18 protein-coding genes are annotated in these 19,460 nt (G+C 41.1%); 15 read left to right on the forward strand and 3 right to left on the reverse strand.

All coding sequences use genetic code 11. The annotated features are described in order from the left end of the window. Nucleotides 1-10: 10 nt before the first annotated feature. From AC3ANL_RS11630 to AC3ANL_RS11640, 3 genes are read right to left on the reverse strand one after another with little or no spacing between them, the layout of a single operon-like run. Nucleotides 11-1,057: a DctP family TRAP transporter solute-binding subunit gene (locus AC3ANL_RS11630; RefSeq protein WP_488329365.1), complete on the reverse strand. Its 1,047-nt coding sequence runs from the start codon at nt 1,055-1,057 to the stop codon at nt 11-13. Next, the gene (locus AC3ANL_RS11635) at nt 1,002-1,958 is read right to left on the reverse strand and encodes an NAD(P)-dependent oxidoreductase (RefSeq protein WP_488329366.1); all 957 of its coding nucleotides are present in this window, start codon (nt 1,956-1,958) and stop codon (nt 1,002-1,004) included. Before AC3ANL_RS11635 ends, AC3ANL_RS11630 begins: the two co-directional genes overlap by 56 nt. After that, entirely contained in the window at nt 1,955-2,539 is a 585-nt protein-coding gene (locus AC3ANL_RS11640) for an amino acid synthesis family protein (RefSeq protein ID WP_488329367.1), read from the reverse strand. The genes AC3ANL_RS11635 and AC3ANL_RS11640 overlap by 4 nt, the downstream gene beginning before the upstream one ends. A gap of 224 nt (nt 2,540-2,763) precedes the next feature. Here AC3ANL_RS11640 and AC3ANL_RS11645 point away from each other — a divergent pair, with 224 nt between their 5' ends. The 15 genes from AC3ANL_RS11645 (at nt 2,764) to AC3ANL_RS11715 (ending at nt 19,443) form a co-directional block, all read left to right on the forward strand. Next, nucleotides 2,764-3,321 carry a TRAP transporter small permease gene (locus AC3ANL_RS11645; protein ID WP_488329368.1) on the forward strand — a complete coding sequence of 186 codons (558 nt, stop codon included), beginning with the start codon at nt 2,764-2,766 and terminating at the stop codon, nt 3,319-3,321. Next, nucleotides 3,318-4,586 (forward strand): TRAP transporter large permease, encoded by a 1,269-nt coding sequence (locus AC3ANL_RS11650; protein WP_488329369.1) that lies wholly within the window; start codon nt 3,318-3,320, stop codon nt 4,584-4,586. The genes AC3ANL_RS11645 and AC3ANL_RS11650 overlap by 4 nt, the downstream gene beginning before the upstream one ends. A 133-nt stretch (nt 4,587-4,719) precedes the next feature. Then, complete coding sequence (locus AC3ANL_RS11655; protein WP_488329370.1) at nt 4,720-5,580, forward strand: HpcH/HpaI aldolase/citrate lyase family protein; 861 nt, start codon at nt 4,720-4,722, stop codon at nt 5,578-5,580. 27 nt (nt 5,581-5,607) lie between these two features. Next, the gene (locus AC3ANL_RS11660) at nt 5,608-6,960 is read left to right on the forward strand and encodes an MmgE/PrpD family protein (protein WP_488329371.1); all 1,353 of its coding nucleotides are present in this window, start codon (nt 5,608-5,610) and stop codon (nt 6,958-6,960) included. Between the two features lie 72 nt (nt 6,961-7,032). Next, nucleotides 7,033-8,499, forward strand: a complete 1,467-nt coding sequence (locus AC3ANL_RS11665; protein WP_488329372.1) for an SLC13 family permease — start codon at nt 7,033-7,035, stop codon at nt 8,497-8,499. Between the two features lie 95 nt (nt 8,500-8,594). Beyond that, the gene (locus AC3ANL_RS11670; RefSeq protein ID WP_488329373.1) at nt 8,595-9,257 is read left to right on the forward strand and encodes a GntR family transcriptional regulator; all 663 of its coding nucleotides are present in this window, start codon (nt 8,595-8,597) and stop codon (nt 9,255-9,257) included. A gap of 182 nt (nt 9,258-9,439) precedes the next feature. Then, nucleotides 9,440-10,795, forward strand: a complete 1,356-nt coding sequence (locus tag AC3ANL_RS11675) for an MmgE/PrpD family protein (RefSeq protein ID WP_488329374.1) — start codon at nt 9,440-9,442, stop codon at nt 10,793-10,795. Nucleotides 10,796-10,892: 97 nt separating this feature from the next. Next, nucleotides 10,893-11,738 carry a fumarate hydratase gene (locus AC3ANL_RS11680; RefSeq protein ID WP_488329375.1) on the forward strand — a complete coding sequence of 282 codons (846 nt, stop codon included), beginning with the start codon at nt 10,893-10,895 and terminating at the stop codon, nt 11,736-11,738. Between the two features lie 12 nt (nt 11,739-11,750). Continuing rightward, nucleotides 11,751-12,326, forward strand: coding sequence for a Fe-S-containing hydro-lyase (locus tag AC3ANL_RS11685; protein ID WP_488329376.1), 576 nt, complete (start codon nt 11,751-11,753; stop codon nt 12,324-12,326). Between the two features lie 147 nt (nt 12,327-12,473). Further along, entirely contained in the window at nt 12,474-13,418 is a 945-nt protein-coding gene (locus AC3ANL_RS11690) for a hydroxymethylglutaryl-CoA lyase (protein WP_488329377.1), read from the forward strand. 14 nt (nt 13,419-13,432) lie between these two features. Beyond that, entirely contained in the window at nt 13,433-14,227 is a 795-nt protein-coding gene (locus AC3ANL_RS11695) for an enoyl-CoA hydratase/isomerase family protein (RefSeq protein ID WP_488329378.1), read from the forward strand. Between the two features lie 163 nt (nt 14,228-14,390). Further along, on the forward strand, nt 14,391-15,560 hold the full coding sequence (locus AC3ANL_RS11700) for an acyl-CoA dehydrogenase family protein (protein WP_488329379.1): 1,170 nt from the start codon (nt 14,391-14,393) through the stop codon (nt 15,558-15,560). A 60-nt stretch (nt 15,561-15,620) separates the two neighbouring features. After that, nucleotides 15,621-16,838, forward strand: coding sequence for a CaiB/BaiF CoA transferase family protein (locus tag AC3ANL_RS11705; RefSeq protein ID WP_488329380.1), 1,218 nt, complete (start codon nt 15,621-15,623; stop codon nt 16,836-16,838). Nucleotides 16,839-17,068: 230 nt separating this feature from the next. Then, nucleotides 17,069-18,436 (forward strand): dipeptidase, encoded by a 1,368-nt coding sequence (locus AC3ANL_RS11710; RefSeq protein ID WP_488329381.1) that lies wholly within the window; start codon nt 17,069-17,071, stop codon nt 18,434-18,436. A gap of 434 nt (nt 18,437-18,870) precedes the next feature. Further along, the gene (locus AC3ANL_RS11715; RefSeq protein ID WP_488329382.1) at nt 18,871-19,443 is read left to right on the forward strand and encodes a hypothetical protein; all 573 of its coding nucleotides are present in this window, start codon (nt 18,871-18,873) and stop codon (nt 19,441-19,443) included. The last annotated feature ends 17 nt before the right edge of the window (nt 19,444-19,460 follow it).

The following is a 19,460-nucleotide window of genomic DNA, read 5'->3' on the forward strand; positions in this document are numbered from 1 at the left end:
TTTCTAACAATTATTTATTTCTGCTTTCGGCATCCTTAATGATATCTTCACCAATCTTCTTAGCCCACTCTTGGTAAACTGGTTCTAAAGCTTTTTTGAAGGCATCAATTTGTGCTGGTGAAAGTTCGTTTATCTTGGTTTGACCGCGATCTTTTAACTTCTTCAAAGATTCTTCGTTTAATTTTTTTGCTGAGTCACGAGCAACCTTTGTTCCTGCTTCCAAACCTTTTTGGACAATGGCTTTTGTTGCATCATTCATGCTATCCCAAAACTTTGTATTAGATAATATGGCGTAGTCCACTCGCGTATGCCCCATTATAGTTGTATACTTTTGTACTTCGTCGAATTTCTTTGATTCGATGTTACTGTAAGTGTTTTCTTCTCCATCAACCGTACCTTGCTGAAGGGCGGTGTAAAGTTCCGCGAATGGAATGGAAACAGAACCGGCATTTAGTTTACCGTAAATATCTTCAAGTAACTGTCCGCCTTGAGTACGAATCTTTAAGCCTTTTAAATCTTCTGGCTTCGTAATTGGTTTCTTATTATTTGTCATGTGTTTAGCCCCATTCGGCCACATGGCAAGACCAAGTACACCGTCCTTTTCTAAACGCTTAAAAATTTCTTGCCCTTTTTCGCCATCCCAGAAGGCGTTTGCGGCTGCATCATCTTTAAATAAGAATGGCATGGCAGGAACATTAAAGCCAGGGTCATTCCCAACTAACTTTGACATATCCGGAATTATAAACTGGACATTATTGGCTACTAAGTTCTGGTATTCATCTTTATCGCCAAATAGCTGGCTGTTTGGATATACTTGAACCTTAATCTTACCGCCAGATTCTTTTTCTATATACTCTTTCATCGCAAGGGCACCGGCTTGTTTTGGAGTATTTTCCGCCACAACATGGGAGATTTTAATCGTCAACTCTTGCACACCGTCGCTCGATTTACCGGCGGAACTGCCGCTTGTTTCTTTCGAAGAAGAACCACAGGCTGCAAGACTAAATACTAATAGAAGAGTTACCGCTATTACGAATAGTTTCTGAATCTTTTTCATTTGATTTCCCCCTTGGTAATAAATAGCTTGATACATATTGATAAATTTCTGTATGATCCGCGTCCATATCAAGTGCATGACTGGCATCATCAAATCTGTCAAAAATAAGCTGCGGCAGTTGTGTCACCGCTTCAGCATTTGTAAATAGCTGTTTTGCCATTTCTAAATCTTTCCTTAACAGTTCAAGACTAAAACCAGAATTAAAACTTTCAGATAAGATAAAGGATGGAAACTTATACTCTGTTGAACCGCTTTTGCCCGTACTATTATTAAATATATTTATAGCGGTCTCTGGTTTAACTTCAAAACGCTCAAGTAATTGAATAGCCTCGCAGCTAGCTAATAGATGGGTGGCAGAAAGGAAGTTGTTAATGGCCTTTATTAGGTGACCGCTTCCAATTGGACCAACATGAAAGAGATTACTACCCACCGCTTCTAGAAAACGCTTACATTTAGTGAAGGTTTCCTCCTTGCCGCCAATCATAATCGTCAACTCGGCAGAAACGGCCTTCTTAACGCCGCCGCTAACAGGAGCGTCCAAAAATTCAATGTTTTTATCTTCGAGTTTTTTAAAATTCTTTGTTGTTTCGTCAGGGTGGGAACTGCTCATATCAATGATGACTAAAGGCTCTTGATGAAGGTGCTGATCTGAGACGTAGTGGTCAATAATTTCGTCAATGACTTGATTTACAATCTTTGATGAGGGGAGCATGAGAAGAATCGTTTGTACGTTATGAATCCAATCCAACAATTTATCTGGTTTCCCGCCGCAGCTCTGGAATTCTATGATCGCGGAATCATTCACATCCATTCCGTACACATCATATCCATTGTTTAATAGGTTTTTTGCCATCGGCAACCCCATCTTACCAAGCCCCATAAAACCTATTCTTTGAATCATGAAGGGAAAACTCCTTCAAGCTCTTTATGTAAAGAGCCAATTCGCGGGTGTGCACGTCCGCTCGTTGTAACGACTGCGGCAATGACGATTTCGTCATTTCTAGGTGCATCAGGGATCCTAGTTTCAAATGTCATGTGATGGCTGCGAATTTTCGCATCCATTTTGTGCTTAATAGCCAGATCTAGACTACTGCCGGCAGCCCCTCTTTTCTCAGCAGAAGGGAGGAGGGTTTCCGCATCACCGCATAGCGAGCGGAACGGATTTCCAAAGGTAAGAGTATGGATGATCGCAGACCCATGTTCAATTTCTCCATCGAGTCCAATGAGTGCTCCTTTTCCATATCCTTCTACCTCAGCTCCTGTAACACCTAAGGCTTCCATCGCTTTCTTTGGCAGCAGCTCACCAAGTTGTTCGGAACAGGCTTTGATGAGGGGAAGGAGATCTTCTACATACCTGCCAGCATAAGGGTTCTTAATGACAGCTAATGCAGCAGCTACTCGGACAGGCTTATCTGTTTTTTTAAAACCTTCAATAAAAGTTTCTTCGGAAATGGTTACAATTTTTCTAATTTCTAGTTCCATGTGTTGCCTCCTCATTATTTTGGATTTTGGATACAATCTACTGTCGAGATGTCTCATCAAAAGTTGATAGTATCACTATAACAAAAACTGTAAATATTGTGAATACGCAAAAGATATAAAATAAATAAAATTTTCTGTTTATTTTTCCGAAACTTTCTTGTATATTTTAAATTAGGTCCAGTTGTAGATTGGATACAATCCACAAGATTAAGGAGTTGATGGTTATGAAGAAACTCTTTAAATGGCTTGATCACATCGAAGAAGGAACAGCAGGAGTGCTATTTATTGGAGGAGTAGTTGTAAGCTTGTACGGAGTTTTTACAAGGTATGTTCTTAATGCACCGGCATCCTGGATTACGGAAATCTTTGAATTTTTGCTTACTTGGTCTATTTTTATCGGTTTCGGGTTAGCACTTAAAGACAATCGACACATTCAAGTAGAAATATTATTCGACATGCTTCCAAAAGGTCTAAAAAGAATTGTAGCTAGTATTAGTAATTTAATCGGCGCGGGATTTTCATTCTATCTTACTTTTTCTTCCTTAGAATTGATAGCGGTTTCAAAGGAACAAGGAACGAAAACGATTGATATAGGAATGCCAATTTGGATTTCATATCTAGTCCTGCCAATTGGAATGGGTCTCCTTGGGTTTTACTTTCTTGTAAAGGCTTCCAAAGCGATGAAAGGAGATCAAAAGGAGCTTGTAGGTGAGATTGAACAGTTATACGAATCGATGCAAAAGAACGATGGAAACTCAGATGAGAAAGGGGTAGGCGCATGAATCCAGTTTTAATGCTGTTTTTAGTTTTTGCAATCCTGTGCTTAATACGGGTACCGATCGCCGTTAGTTTGGGATTATCGAGTATCATCGCACTCTCGATGGCGGATTTTACCCTTTATACCGTTATTCAGAAAATGTTTAATTCATTAAACTCAGCCACATTAATGGCGATTCCAGGCTTTGTCTTCGCTGGAATTATTATGTCAAAAGGCGGGATATCCTTCTATTTAATTGAGGCATTGAAATCTTGGGTAGGGCATATACGTGGAGGACTGGCTGTAATCACTGTCATCGCTTGTATGATATTTGCAGCCATTTCAGGTTCAAGTCCTGCAACAGCTGCTGCTGTGGGAAGTATTATGATTCCTGGAATGGTAAAAGCAGGATATAGCAAACGGTACGCAATGGGGCTTGTGGCTGCATCAGGGACACTTGGGATTTTAATTCCGCCTTCAATTCCATTAATTATCTATGGAACCGTTGCTGAAGAATCAATTGGAAAACTCTTTTCAGCGGGAATCATTCCTGGATTCTTACTTGGGGGAATTCTATTAGTATCTGCGATTATTCATGCAAGGATCCATAATTATGGTAAATTACCAAAACAGTCGATGAAAGAAAGATGGCAAAAGACAGCAAAAGCTTTTTGGGGCTTTCTGCTTCCAGTCATCATTCTCGGTGGAATCTATTCTGGTGCTGTCACACCAACTGAGGCAGCATTTGTATCATGTTTATATGGATTAATTGTCTCTATTTTTATTTACAAAGAACTGTCCTTTCCTAAATTTCGAGAGGTCTTGAAAGAGTCAATCAACATTACTTCGATGATTTTTCTAGTCATCGCATCGGCCATGATTTTCGGTATGTTCCTAACAACAGAACAGGTACCGCAAGATTTTGCGACATGGATTGAGGCAAGCACAACCAATAAATGGATTTTCATGATTGGTGTCAATATTATGTTCTTTATTTTGGGAATGTTCCTTGACTCAGTTGCCATTATTTTAATTACACTGCCGATTTTACTACCAGTTTTAGCGATATTTGATATTAATGTGATCCATTTTGCCATCATTATGACGATTAATATGGAATTGGGCATGATTTCACCACCGGTAGGGTTAAATCTCTTTGTGGTTAGTGGAATTACGAGGGAAAAGGTAGGCGAAGTTGTCAGAGGGGTTTTGCCATTCTTTGCATTGATGATTCTTGCGCTCATAATCGTCGTTATATTCCCACAGGTATCTCTATATTTAGCGAAGTAACCAGCTGCCTAAATAAAACAGGTGGTAAAAAGGGGATAGGATGAAACTGCATTGGCAATTTCGCTTACTCTATTAATGGAGTAAGCGGTCCTTTTCCAAGTCAATGGATCCAATATCCTAATGGAGGAATTCTATGTGCATGAAACGATCGTATTTATTTGTTCCTGCAACTTCTACCAGGATGTTTGAAAAGGCTATAGCAAGCGAAGCTGATTGTGTCATTTTTGATCTGGAGGATTCTGTTGCCATCTCTAAAAAGCAAGAAGCTAGAGAGCGTGCAAAAAATTTTCTCGTAAACAATCAACCTAGTAAAGACATTTTGGTCAGGATAAACGATGTGTCAACGAATTTTTGGAGAGAGGACTTAGAAGCAGCAATAAAGGCTGGGGCTTCTGGGGTCATCGTACCGAAAGCGGAAAGTGCGGTTAGTATGAAGATGGTATGCGAATCCGCTCTTATAAGCTTAGAAAGACAGAGAAGAGATCTTCTGTCGTTTGTCGTTCTTCCATTAATCGAAACAGCTAGAGGGGTTCAATTTGCTTATGAAATTGCAGCCGCCCATTATTTAATTAAAAAAGTAGTATTTGGCTCGATTGATTACTGTTTGGATGTAGATTGTGAACTAACAGATGAAGGGACAGAACTGCTTTATGCCCGGTCGCAAGTGGTCAATGCCTCGAAAGCGGCGGGCATTGGCAGTCCAATTGATGCTGTATATCCTGATCTTGCGAATGAATCGGGTTTAAGAAATGAATCAGAAAGGGCAAGAAAGCTCGGTTTTAAGGCAAAGCTTGCCATACACCCAAAGCAATTACAGACGATCCATGAAATTTTCTCACCAAGTCAAAAGGAAATGGACAATGCTTTAGAAATTGTCGAGGCGTTTGAGGCGGCAGAGTCGCAAGGGATGGCCTCCGTTGCAGTAGAAAACAAATTGGTGGATTATCCGGTTTATAAAAAAGCCAAAGCATTATTGCAGTCTGCCCGTCTTTAAAAAAGAAGAATGATGGAGGAAGTATGAATGGTAACTGAAAAACTAGCCTTACATATTACCAATAGCTCTTATGAACATTTTAGTCCCAACGCTTTAAGAGAAGCGAAACGAAGTCTATTAAACTGGCTTGGGGCAGCAATCGGTGCGGCCAACCATGAATCAATGGATATGGTTCTTAACGTTGCAAAACTGACGGCGAGCCAGCCGCAGGCAACTGTGCTGGGAAGAAATGAAAAAGTCGATATGCTGTTTGCCAGCCTTTTAAACGGAATGTCTTCTCATATCTATGATTTTGACGATACGTTATTAGAAACGGTACTCCATCCTTCCGCCCCTGTTTTGCCAGCCATTTTGGCATATGCGGAGAACCAAAAGAAAACAGGTAAGGATGTACTTGAAGCGTTTATCATTGGCTGCGAAGTCGAAGCAAGGCTTGCCTTAAGTGTCTATCCGTCTCATTATTGGCGCGGCTGGCATATTACCGGGAGTGTTGGAGGAATTGGGGCAGCAGCTGCAATTAGTAAGCTGATGGACTTAGATATCGAAAATACCATTTATGCCCTTGGGATTGCCTCAACCGATCCGACAGGGTTACGCGAAATGTTTGGCACCATGACAAAGCCATATCATCCAGGAAAAGCGGCGATGAATGGACTCTTAGCAGCATTGATTGGCGGGCAAGGATTTACCTCCTCCAAACAGCCGCTTGAAGCCAAGCGAGGGTTTCTGAACGTGTTATCTGAAGAAAATAAGGCGGAGCTCGTCACTGAACAGTGGGGCGAAAAGTGGGAAATTGAGAAAAATAGTTATAAACCGTTTGCAAGCGGAATTGTTACCCATCCGGCCATTGATGCGATCATTACGATTCAAAAGGAACACAACCTTCGGGCCGAAGATGTAGAATCCATCGTGATAACAGCCCATCCCCTAGTAAAAGAGCTGACCGGAAAAACGGCAATCACCACAGGGCTTGAAGGGAAATTCAGTGTTTATCATTGTGTGGCAGCAGGCTTTTTTAACCTAAAAGCCGGTGTTTATGAATTCACAGATGAATATGTGAATGATTCGTCTGTCAAGAAGCTTCGTGATAAAATTACGCTCGTTATTGATGAGAATATTAAGGAAGATCAAGTTCATATGAAAGTGAAATTACAGAATGGCAAACAGGTCTCTCATTTTGTAGAACATGCCATCGGCAGTGCTGATACTCCAATGAGCGATGAACAAATCAAAGAGAAGTTCATCGATGTCACACGAGATATCATCAGTGTAGCGGCAAAAAAAGAACTGATGGGCCTTGTCAACCGCTTCGAAGAGGTGGAGGATTTGACCTCGTTCTTTCAGCTATGCCAGCCGATAGAAACAGCCAATCAATATTAACCAAATCACCTTAGGAACAGCTGTCAGGTTCCTAAGGTGATGATGTAATTCTTAGGATTAAAGGAGAGAATTATGGCTTTCCCAAATACGAGGGTGAAAGTAAATGTAGAAGCAAAACGTAAACAAGGGTCTTCCGTGGAAGGTAAAAAAGTGATCATCCTGGGCGTGGGCATCGCACTAATGGCAGCAATCTATTTCCTTCTTCCCGCAAACTATACAGAATCCGCCAGAATTATGCTGTCATTTTTGGCGTTGAGTGTCTTTTATTGGACGTTTGAGCCGATTCCGATTGGTTTAACGGCCGTGATTTTACTTGTTTTAATGCTTGTATTCGGTGTGGTGACAACAGATGTGATCTATAGCGGTTTTGCATCACCAGCAGTATTTCTAATCATCGGGGGCATGATGCTGGCCAAGGGGGTCAATGATACGACGCTTACGAAAAGAATAGCCTATCTATTTTTATCAAAATGGGGTGGCACGGCCAAAGGACTGCTCGCAAGTATCCTAATCATTCCTCAAATACAGTCGTTTTTTATCCCAGCAGCTGCTGTCAGGGCAACATTGATGCTTCCGATTGCGACGATGTCACTTGACACCATTGGAGAAAAAGCAAAAGGAAATCTAGGGAAAATGATTCTGCTTGGAGTAGCGTTTGGGGGTACGGTTAGCGGAACAGCGGTGATGACAGCTGCAATTGGGAATATTTTAACAGTTGAATTACTGAAAGAGTTTGTAGGAATTAAAATCACCTACATCCAGTGGTTTACCTATACCTTCCCCATATGGCTAATCATGATTCCGATTGTATGGTTTACATTGTTAAAACAGTTCCCCTTGACAGAAGATGAAAAACACTTTCCACATGTAAAAGCAGAACTTGAAAACAAACTAGACGAATTAGGAAAATTAAATATCCAGGAGAAAAAGTGTTTAGCGATCCTGTTCATCATTGTTGCCCTATGGTTTACCGAGCCCTTACACGGTCTGCATCCAAGTGTTCCTGCTCTGATTGGGGTGGTGTTAATGGCCTTACCGGGAATCGGCTGCTCAAAATGGGACAATTTAGTGAAAATCAACTTTGATACGGTCCTGCTGATGGGAGTCACACTTTCACTCGGTTATGCTTTTAATAAATCGGGAGCCGCCAAGCTGGTTGGCGAAAGTTTAAGTACGGATTGGATTCTCTATTTTCTACACTCACCGGTGGTTGCAGTCATTACGGTATTATTGATTACCCATATTCTTCATTTAGCAGTGGCTAATGTATCAACTGCGGTAGTCACCCTTGTCCCAATTTTTATCGGACTTTCGACCAAAGCCGGAGCGGATCCGGTGCTTGTCTGTTTAACCGCCTCATTAGCGTGTTTACATGGATATATTCTTGTAGTAGAAGCCACTCCGAATATCATTGTTCATAGTTCAGGCCGGATTCAGCAAAAGGAGTTCTTAATGCCTGGTATTTACTTGACGGCACTGATGAGTGTTGTTGTCCTATTGACGGCGGTAACATGGTGGAATTTACTTGGGTTGCTATAAGAAATATTTTTGTTAAATTACCAGAATCTATAGACAATTTAATTTGGATTTTGTATCCTAAATCAAAATAGGATTTTGAAAGGTAGCTAAAGACAATGGAAAAAAACGGACTTATGATTGAAAACAGGGATACCTTACATTTAAAAGTTTGTAACATCATTCGCGAAGCGATACTAAAAGGTGATTTTAAACCAGGTGAACGGCTTAAACAATCCGATCTTGCCAATGCAATGGGTGTCAGCCGAATGCCGATTCGCGAAGCGTTTCAAAAGCTTGAAGCGGAAGGACTTATTAAGCTAGAACCGCATAAAGGGGCAGTGGTAAAGTCTATTCAAGTGGGGGATCTTGAGGAAATTTACGCTCTTCGGTCGGAATTAGAAAAAATGGCTGTTTACCAAAGTGTGGAGAATTTAACCGATGAAGACCTAAAGCAATTAATTGCTTTAGTAGAGCAAATGGAATCTAGCGACGATGTGGATGACTTTATCCGCTACAATATTGAATTTCATCGCCTATTAATTAAGCGTTGTTCCTGGGATCGTCTAAATTCGTTTATCAGTACATTATGGAACGGTCTGCCGCAGCAAACACCACACATTTTAAAAGGTCAAAAGGGTACATCGAATGTCGAGCATAGAAGTATCTTAAATGCAGTATTAAATAAAGATAAAGAGACAGCAGCTAACTTGGTTTCCAATCATATTTCGCGAACCGGTAATATGTTAGTGAAACATCTAAAAGAAGATGGACAAAAATAATATCCATTATTTTCAGGAAGGATTCTAAAATTAGAAGGGTTTTTGAAAGAGAGATTATGGGAGATCTTACTGTTGTAACTGTAAGCGCGGAAAGGGTCCTTTATAGAGGTTCTAAGCGGGGCCTTTTTAAAATAAATCGTATCCAATATCCAAAAAACGGTACTTAAATTGGAGGAAGTATAATGACACTTTCAAAAGCATTAGCTGAATATGTATGCCGAACCAGTTTTGAAGATTTACCTGAACAGGTAGTAGAATTTACGAAAATCTGTATCCTAGATTGGTATGGTTCTGCCGTGGCCGGGAAGGACCTGCCACCCATTCAAGCGATCAAAGAGCTTGTGGAAGAATGGGGCGGGCATGAGCAAGCAAGTCTTGTTACGGGAGGAAAATCCTCACTTGGCAATGCTGTGTTGGTCAATGCAGCCTCCAGCCACATTGTCGAGCTGGACGATATTCATAAATCTTCTATTATTCATGCAGGTACAGTGGTCATTCCCGCAGCTGTTGCCACTGCAGAAACTTATGACCTAAGCGGAAAGGAATTGATTACTGCGGTGGCCGTCGGCTATGAAGTCTGTTACCGAATTGGCGAAGCAGTTTCTCCGTCTCATTATTATTTTTGGCATAATACTGCCACATGCGGGACATTTGGTTCCGCCGCAGCTGTTGCAAAACTAGTAAACTTAAATGTGGAACAAACCATGTACGCCCTGGGAAATGCCGGCAGCCAAGCGGCAGGACTGTGGGAGTTTATCGTAGATGGAGCCAACACAAAACAGCTGCACACCGCTAAAGCAGCCTACAACGGGACACTTGCCGCACTTCTCGCCAAAAAGAACTTCACAGGGGCAACAAAAATTTTAGAAGGAAATAGAGGGTTCTTTAAAGCCATGGCTGAAACAGCAGACCCATCGAAAATTACGAAAAACCTTGGTACCGAATGGAAGATAACAGAAAACAGCTTTAAAATCCATGCCTCCTGCCGCCATACACATCCTGCAATTGACTGTATCCTCAACATCATGAATGAACATTCCATTTCGTATCAACAAATAGAACGAATCACCATTAAGACGTATCAAACCGTTCTGAATATTACTGATAAACCAAACCCAGATAGTGTATATGCATGTAAATTTAGCAGCCAATTTTGCGCCAGCCTCGCTGCTGTAAAGGGCTCTGCATCGTTACTATATTTTACGAATGAAAGCTTACGAGACCCTGAGATTGCGAATTTGATGAAAAAAGTATTCGTAATCGTAGATTCCTATTATGAGGAAGCCTATCCGGAAAAATGGGGAGCGAAAGTAGAAATAGTTCTTAATAACGGGAAGCTTTTTGAAAAAGCCACCGATTTTCCAAAGGGAGATCCGGAAAAAATGGCCAGCAAAGAGGAGTTAATTCAGAAGTTTATCTCTACGACGGAAGGCAAGCTAGTAAACCGAGAAGAAGAGATAGAAGCGATTTTAAAATTAGATGTAATAAATACGAGAGAATGGGTAAGGAAAGAACAAATAGGCCATTTACATTCATAATCAGAAACAGGATATGCCTCGTTCTTATTGAACTAATTAGGGGGGAGCAGGTAAAAAACGGTCTGGATATTTTAAGTGTAAAAGGGGGAAGAGGGCTTTGCGGACGATTTTCTATGAAGAGATAGTGAAACAGGTGGCCGTCATGTGTCAAGAGGCCAATTTTGAGCTGGGTCAGGATGTGATTCAAGCCTTTCAATCTGCCTTGAAAAAAGAAACCTCGGAAACGGGGAAAGACATTTTAGAGCAGCTGCTGCTGAATGCTGATATCGCTCGGTCGGAGCGGGTCCCCATGTGTCAGGATACCGGAGTCTCCGTTTTTATCGTAGAAGTTGGTCAAGATTGCCACATTTCTGGAGGCAGTCTTTACGATGCCATTAATGAAGGGGTCAAGAAAGGGTACGAAGAGGGGTATTTAAGACATTCTATTGTTGACCATCCGATTTTAAGAGAAAAAAGCAAGGGCTATAACACCCCTTCGATTATTCATATTGAGCTCGTCCCGGGTGAGGAGCTAGTGATCCATATGTCGGCTAAAGGCGGCGGCAGTGAAAATATGAGTGCCTTAAAAATGTTGAAACCTGCTGATGGATTGGACGGGATCAAGGACTACATCCTAAGCATTGTGGCTCAAGCAGGACCGAATGCTTGTCCACCGCTAGTCGTTGGTATAGGGATTGGCGGAAATTTTGAGCGTTGTGCTTATTTAGCGAAGAAGTCGTTATTTCGTCCGATTGGACATCGCAGTGACCGACAGGAAATTGCGGTGCTAGAAATGGAATTGATGGAAAAAATCAATGAGCTTGGGATTGGACCGCAGGGAATGGGCGGAAATACAACGGCACTTGACGTAAAAATAGAAATTGAACCCTGCCATATTGCCGCCTTGCCAGTTGCGGTCAATTTGAATTGCCATGCAAGTCGACATAAAGAGGTCAAAATATAGAAAGGAGCAACCATGTCAGCCATTCACATAACGAATCCAATATCCGAACAAGAATTACTTAAATTAAAAGCGGGTGATCGAGTTTTATTAAGCGGGACCATTTATACGGCCCGGGATGCTGCCCATAAAAGAATGTTCGAAACGCTGGAACGAGGCGGTAAATTACCCTTCAATGTGGAGGGGCAAACGATTTACTATGTCGGACCCACTCCCGCGAAACCTGGTCATGTGATTGGTGCAGCAGGTCCTACCACTAGCGGACGAATGGATAAATACACTCCAGCGTTATTAGATCTTGGTTTAAAAGGGATGATTGGAAAAGGATACCGCAGTTATGAAGTCATTGAATCAATGAAGAAAAATAAAGCTGTTTATTTTGCCGCTATCGGTGGTTCCGGAGCGCTGATTGCCCGAACCATTAAATCTGTAGAAGTCATCGCCTACGATGACCTAGGAACAGAAGCCATTAATAAGTTAACGATTAAAGACTTCCCAGCTGTGGTCATCATTGATCATGAGGGAAATGATTGGTACCAGCTTGGAAAACAACAATTTCAAAAGCAATACAATGGACTGGGTGACGAGTGAGACGATGGCCACCTTGTTTTTTTATGATAAAAAGAAAATAGAAATAAAAATTTATGAATATTCTAAAAACTATTGAAATTGTATTTTGGATACAGTATCCTATTTATATAAATGAAACACCATTTTTTTCTGATGGAGGCACCCAATATGATGAAATTAGCTGATCAAGTCAAAATTTATGAAGTGGGCTTACGGGATGGGCTTCAGTTAGAGTCAAAGGTATTAACGGTGGACGAGAAAGTAGAGCTCTTTTCTTTACTTCAAGGAGCAAATGTTTCCGAGATTGAATTTGGCTCCTTTGTTCATCCAAAACTAGTCCCGCAAATGGCCAATACTGCAGCGTTTTATTCGCACCTCATGCAAAATAATGGGATGCAGCTTGTTGCCCTCGTCCCTAATTTAAAAGGGCTCGAGCTGGCAAAACATTATGGCGTAAAGTCTGTCAATTATGTGTTTTCAGCCAGTAATACCCATAACGAACAAAATGTTCGGCAAACGACAGAACAGTCATTGGAAAACTTCAAACATTTATCTCAATTTGCATCAGATAACGATATTCAGCTTAACGTTACAGTTGCTACCTCATTTGGCTGTCCCTTTGAAGGTACAGTTCCACCACAACGCATCATGAATCTCATTGACCAACTTCTTTTACATAACATAAATAGAATTACACTAGCAGACACAACAGGAATGGCCAATCCGAAGCAAGTCTACCAATTGATGAAGCAAGTCGTGAATGAATGGAAGGATATTGAATTTGGCTGCCATTTTCATAATACAAGGGGAATGGGACTGGCCAATATCTTAGCCGCTTTAGAAGCGGAAGTCACGATTTTCGATGCTTCCTTAGGCGGAATTGGCGGCTGTCCATTTGCTCCGGGAGCAACAGGAAATGTTTGCACAGAGGATGTGGTGCATATGTTAGAAGAAATGGGCGTCCACACGGGGATTAATCTAGACCAGCTAATTAAAGCCTCTCATCGGTTAAAAGAAATACTAGAACATGAGTTGCCAGGTCAAGTTGCAAAAGCAGGGAAAAGCTCTCGCTTGTATCCTGTACCAAATAAAATAACAAATTCTTTATGTTAAGGGGATGAGTATACATGCTAGTCAAAACCTATGAAACGATTAAATTAGAAAGCTGCCATCGAGGAGTTATGGTTTTAACCTTGAACCGTCCTGATTCGATGAATGCGATGAATACGAAAATGGCATTGGAATTAATTGAAGCCTTTGAGGAATTAAAATATGACGAAACCGTCCGTGTTCTGGTAATCATCGGTTCCGGAGTTAAAAGCTTCTGTGTAGGGGCGGATTTAAAAGAGCGGAATGGCATGTCGCAGAAGGACTGGAAAAAACAGCATGATTATTTTGAAAAAGTGACAGAGTGTATCCGAGAATTTCCATTTCCAGTGATCGCTGCAATTAACGGTTATGCCTTAGGAGGGGGACTTGAAATTGCGCTTAGCTGTGACATTAGAACCGCTGCAGAGCGGGTTGGATTAGGACTGCCTGAGGCAAAACTAGGGTTAATTCCTGGCATTGGGGGCACACAATTACTTTCTCGTATTCTACCAATCGGGTTAGCAAAGGAAATATTATTCACCGGAAAACGGATTACAGCTGAGGAAGGAAAACAATGGGGGCTCATTAACCATGTGTTTGAACCTGAATCCCTGTTAGAAGAAACAATGAAACTAGCGGAAATGATCTCCGTCAATGCCCCTCTTTCCTTAAAAGCCTTAAAGAAGGCCGTTAATAAAGGAACAGAAACAGACTTAACTACAGGACTTGTTTTAGAATTAGAAGCTTACTATAAATGTGCAAATTCAGAAGACCGGCTCGAAGGTATTTATGCCTTTAATGAGAAGCGTTCGCCAGAATGGAAAGGTCGTTAAAAGGCTGCTTCGGCAGGATGAATGGACGTAACTGCCGGTAAGGATGGTGTGACACTCGGATAAACTAACTTTCCTCGCGAATACGTTCGCGCTACTTTTTCTAGTCGAAACTAGGATTAAGATAAACCAGCCTGCACAATAAAAAATTTGGAGGTAAATAAACATGGCAAATACAAAAATGATGGAAAACACGGAACACGAAATGATCCGGAAAAGCGTTCGAACATTATGTGAACGCTTTCCTGAAGAATACTGGAGGGAATTAGATGAAAAGAGCGCCTATCCTACCGCCTTTGTGCAAGCTCTAACCGAAGAGGGATGGCTGTCTGTCTTGATTCCGGAAGAATACGGCGGCGCAGGACTGGGCATGAAGGAAGCCTGTATCATTTTAGAAGAGATAAATCGTTCAGGCGGCAATGCAGGTGCCTGCCACGCCCAAATGTATACGATGGGAGCTCTTCTTCGCTATGGGAATGAAGACCAAAAACAACGTTTTCTTCCAAACATTGCCAGTGGCGAGCTTCGCCTGCAAGCCTTTGGTATAACCGAACCTACGGCGGGAAGTGACACCACTAGCATTCAAACATATGCTGAAAGAATAGGCGACAAATATGTGGTGCATGGCCAAAAGATTTGGACATCCAGAGCGGAGCATTCCGATTTAATGATGTTATTGGCGAGAACAACACCCAAAGACCAAGTGGCGAAAAAAACTGACGGGTTGAGCCTGTTTATTTTAGACATGAAGGATCAAGCCGATAAAATCGATATTCGACCAATCGATACCATGATTAACCATGCGACAACAGAAGTATTTTTTGAAGGAGCCGAAATTCCGGCGGAAAATTTGATTGGGGAAGAAGGAAAGGGCTTTCGTTATGTCTTAGGCGGAATGAATGCAGAACGAATTCTTATCGCCTCTGAATCCATTGGGGACGGCATGTACTTTGTTGATAAATCAGTACAATACGCAAATGAACGGGTAGTATTTGGCCGATCAATCGGGCAAAACCAAGGGGTACAATTCCCAATTTCCAGAGGCTACATGGATATTCAAGCGGCAAAATTGATGAGAGATAAGGCAGCAGAGATGTTTGATGCCGGAATGGATTGCGGAGCAGAGGCGAACATGGCAAAATATCTTGCCTCCGAGGCAACCTGGCGTGCAGCCAATGCAGCGATGGACACCTATGGTGGATATGGCTTTGCGACAGAATACAATATCGAACGAAAATTTAGGGAAGCACGATTATTTATTGTCGCACCAATTACGAACAACCTGGTTGTAAGCTATGTAGGACAGCACGTCCTTGGCCTGCCGCGTTCATTTTAATAGTACTATCTTGAGGATCTTCATAAAAACAAGTCCTCTATTGGAAAAGGAGGAGCCAACATGCCAGGACCATTGAGCGGCATTCGAGTAGTGGATGTAACGACAAATATTTCAGGACCAAGTTTAACGATGATTTTAGCAGATTTAGGTGCGGAGATCATTAAAATTGAAAGACCCGAAATTGGTGATGATTCTAGAGGGATGGGTCCTTTTTGGGAAGGCGAAGGGGTCTATTTTCTACAAATTAACAGGAATAAACAGTCAATTGTTATCGATTTAAAAAAGGAAAGCGGACGACAGATTGTCTATGACCTTGTCAGGACGGCAGATGTATTCGTAGAAAATTTCCGCTTTCAAAAAGCAGAAAAAATGGGACTTGGATATGAGCGCTTAAAACAACTTAATCCTTCTTTAGTATATTGTTCCTTATCTGCTTATGGCCAAGATGGTCCGCTTTGTGGTCGTCCCGGCTATGATGCCATTGCTCAGGCAGATTCCGGGATAATGGGGATTAATGGTGCAGAAGGGGCGGAGATTGCCCGTGTTCCTGTATCGGTCTTAGATCAAGGAAGTGCGATGTGGGGAGCAATTGGAGTTATTTCCGCATTATTCCATAAGCAAAAGACGGGAGAGGGTCAATTAGTGACCACTTCCCTGTTTGAAACAGGCGTCTTCTGGGTTGGCTATCATATGTTATCATGGCTTGCAACAGGTAATGAGCCGAAGAAAAATGGCGCCGGTCATACTGCCTTTGCACCATATGGGGCTTTTCAGGCGAATGATGCACCAGTGATTATTGGGATCTCGAATAATTCATTATTCAAGAAATTATGTAAGGTACTCGGCAAGGAAGAATGGGCAGAGGACCCGCGCTACAAAAATAACCCAGAGCGAGTCGAACATCGAGAAACTTTACGAGTAGCAATTGAAAACATTCTTCAGGGAAAGACGGCGGACGAGTGGGTACTGCTATTAGCAGATGCGGGAGTGCCAAGCTCAAAGATGAAGAAAATATCAGAAGTTGTCCAGGATGAGCAGACAGAAGCTTTAGGAATGTGGACTGACGTGACTCATTCAACCATTCAAAACTTCAAACTGCCAAGACTGCCGTTTGAACTCAGCCATTCACCTGTTTCCATTCACCAAGCTCCGCCAAAACTGGGCGAGAATACGAAAGAGGTATTAGGCAAGCTAGGTTACAACCAAGAACAAATAGAACAGTTTTTAAAGGATGGTACCATCCAAATAGCGACTAAAAAAGTAGAATCTCATAAATAGTTTTAAATGAACCCACTGCCTAATGTTTGGTAGTGGGTATTTGTTTGCCTATGTGGCAGGAAATGAATTCACAATTGAGCAAATATTTAATAGAAAAAAGGATAACAAGGCTTAACAAGGAAAAGATTCTATTAAATGTTGATTCAAGTTTTTTAATATAAGGAAATCAGAAAAAAATCCATCAAATTTGTATATAATAGAATAGAAACTAAAACAGAAAAGGTGAGAACATGAATCAATTATCTGAGTTATTATCCAATCATCATAATCAAAATGTCGAGGAATTAAAAGAATTGCTCCGTATTCCGAGCATAAGTTCCTTATCTGAGCATAAAGAGGACATCCAGAAAGCAGCTACATGGATTGCTAATAAATTAGAACGCATTGGAATGGAACATGTGGAAATCATCCAGACAAAAGGTCATCCCATCATTTATGCGGACTATATTCATCAAGAAAATGCGCCTACGGTCTTAGTATACGGTCATTATGACGTCCAGCCCGTTGACCCTGTAGATTTATGGGAAACCCCTCCGTTTGAACCAACCATCCGGGATGAAAAGATTTTTGCAAGAGGGGCAACAGACGACAAAGGGCAGATGTTTTTACATATCAAAGCAGTGGAAGCCTTGTTGGAATCCGATGGGAAGTTACCGGTCAACGTTAAATTTTGCATCGAAGGAGAAGAAGAAATCGGAAGTCCTCATCTTCCACAGTTTTTATCCGAAAATAAACAAAAATTAGCCTGTGACGTGGTAGTTATTTCCGATTCTGATATGTGGGATCGGGGAGTCCCAGCCATCACTTATTCTTTAAGAGGTCTCTGTGCGCTGGAAGTTTCCCTTAAAACGGCGAATTCTGATTTGCACTCGGGCATGTTTGGCGGGGGAGTCCAGAACGCTAACCATTTATTGGTCCAGTTGCTTTCTAGCCTTCATGATTCAAACGGTAAAGTAAAGGTGGATCATTTTTATGATGATGTCGTGGAACTGACCGCATTTGAAAAGGAACAAATTAAAGCATTAGGCTTCGATGAAGAAAAATTAAAAAAATCGTTAGGGTTAACGGATTTTACGGGAGGAGAAAACAATTATCCTTACCCAGAGAGAATTAGTTCAAGGCCAACCTTGGAAATCAACGGCTTATGGGGCGGATTTCAGGGGGAAGGGACTAAAACGGTCATTCCGAATGAGGCTCATGCCAAAATCACCTGCCGTTTAGTCCACAATCAAAACCCTGAAAAGATTCAGGAAGTGATTAAAAGGCATCTGGAAGAACAGGCACCAACAGGATGTACGGTAAAAGTGTCTCTTGGCGATACGGGGAATCCATTTTTAACTCCAATCGATAGTCCGATGATCCAAAAAGCGGCCGAAGCGTATCAAAACGTCTATGGGAAATCACCAGTGTACAAGCGAGAAGGCGGCTCCATTCCAATCGTATCGGACTTCAGCCAAGCCCTAAATGCTCCCGTGGTCTTAATGGGATTCGGTTTACCCGATGAAAATCTTCATGCACCTAATGAACATTTTAACTTGGAAAACTTTGATAAAGGCATCTTAACGATATGTTCCTTTTTTGAATTAATTCAAAAATAAAATAGTGCCTGTTACTGCCCGCAGAGTCCAGAATAATCAAATTAATTACTCCTTTTTACAAAAAAGAGCCTTTCGCCCATTTTAAACTTAAAATAGGTGAAAGGCTCTTTTTTAAAAGCTATTCTCGCTAACTCCTCCAAAAGACCTGATCCGACAAATAATGAATTCAATAATGGGACTATTTCATTAAAAAAGTGAAAAATGTGGAATTATTGGGGGAAAGGCAGGATTTTTGGCTTTAATCGAAGAATAAATATGATTAAACTAAGATTCTCTAGCTCCTCGAAAAGATTTTGTCAAATTAGGAGAAGAACAGCGATATAAAAACGTAATTATCCCTGGACATGTTTTTCAACAGTTGTTTAGCTTAGGTAGAAAAAGATAAAAGCCAATTTAGTAAACCATTCTATCAAGGTACGAAGGAAGGTATACGTATGATTGAAAATTTCTTTGCTGACTATAAAAACTTTATTGTGATACCGGAAGATGAAAAGGTTGAGAAAGAAGTATTTGATCCGAAAAATTATGCTGCCAATTATATCCTGACACTGTCCATTTTTGATTCCCGGATCTCGACCTGGAAGGATGCAATTAAATTTGAAATTGATATTGAAAAAAGCATCAAAACAGTCCTGAAGGATTTTAATCAAAAGCATCGAAAGAACTACCATTTGCAATTATTAGAATTAGATAGGTTCAAAAACTATTTTATCTTGGCCCTTTCTTCTAAAACAAAATTTAATTCTGAGGAAGAAAAAGAACGTATAGCTCATATTATTGATAACCTTCTAATGAACTCTTTTTATGTTGGACAAGGCTGGTTCAATCTCATCGGTGATAAAGGAAGAGTGGCTCGTCAACTTTTTTGCTGCTCCTTTAAGGAATATATAATAGAGAACCAGAACCGTTCAGATAAGGTAGAAAACTACGAAAATATCAGTGAATTAATCCCTAAAAATGGAGAAATTAAGCTGGTTAAAAGCACTCCGAAAAGAGATATTCTTTAATAAACCTTATTAAATCA

This window comes from Neobacillus sp. DHD-1R (genome assembly GCF_057747995.1).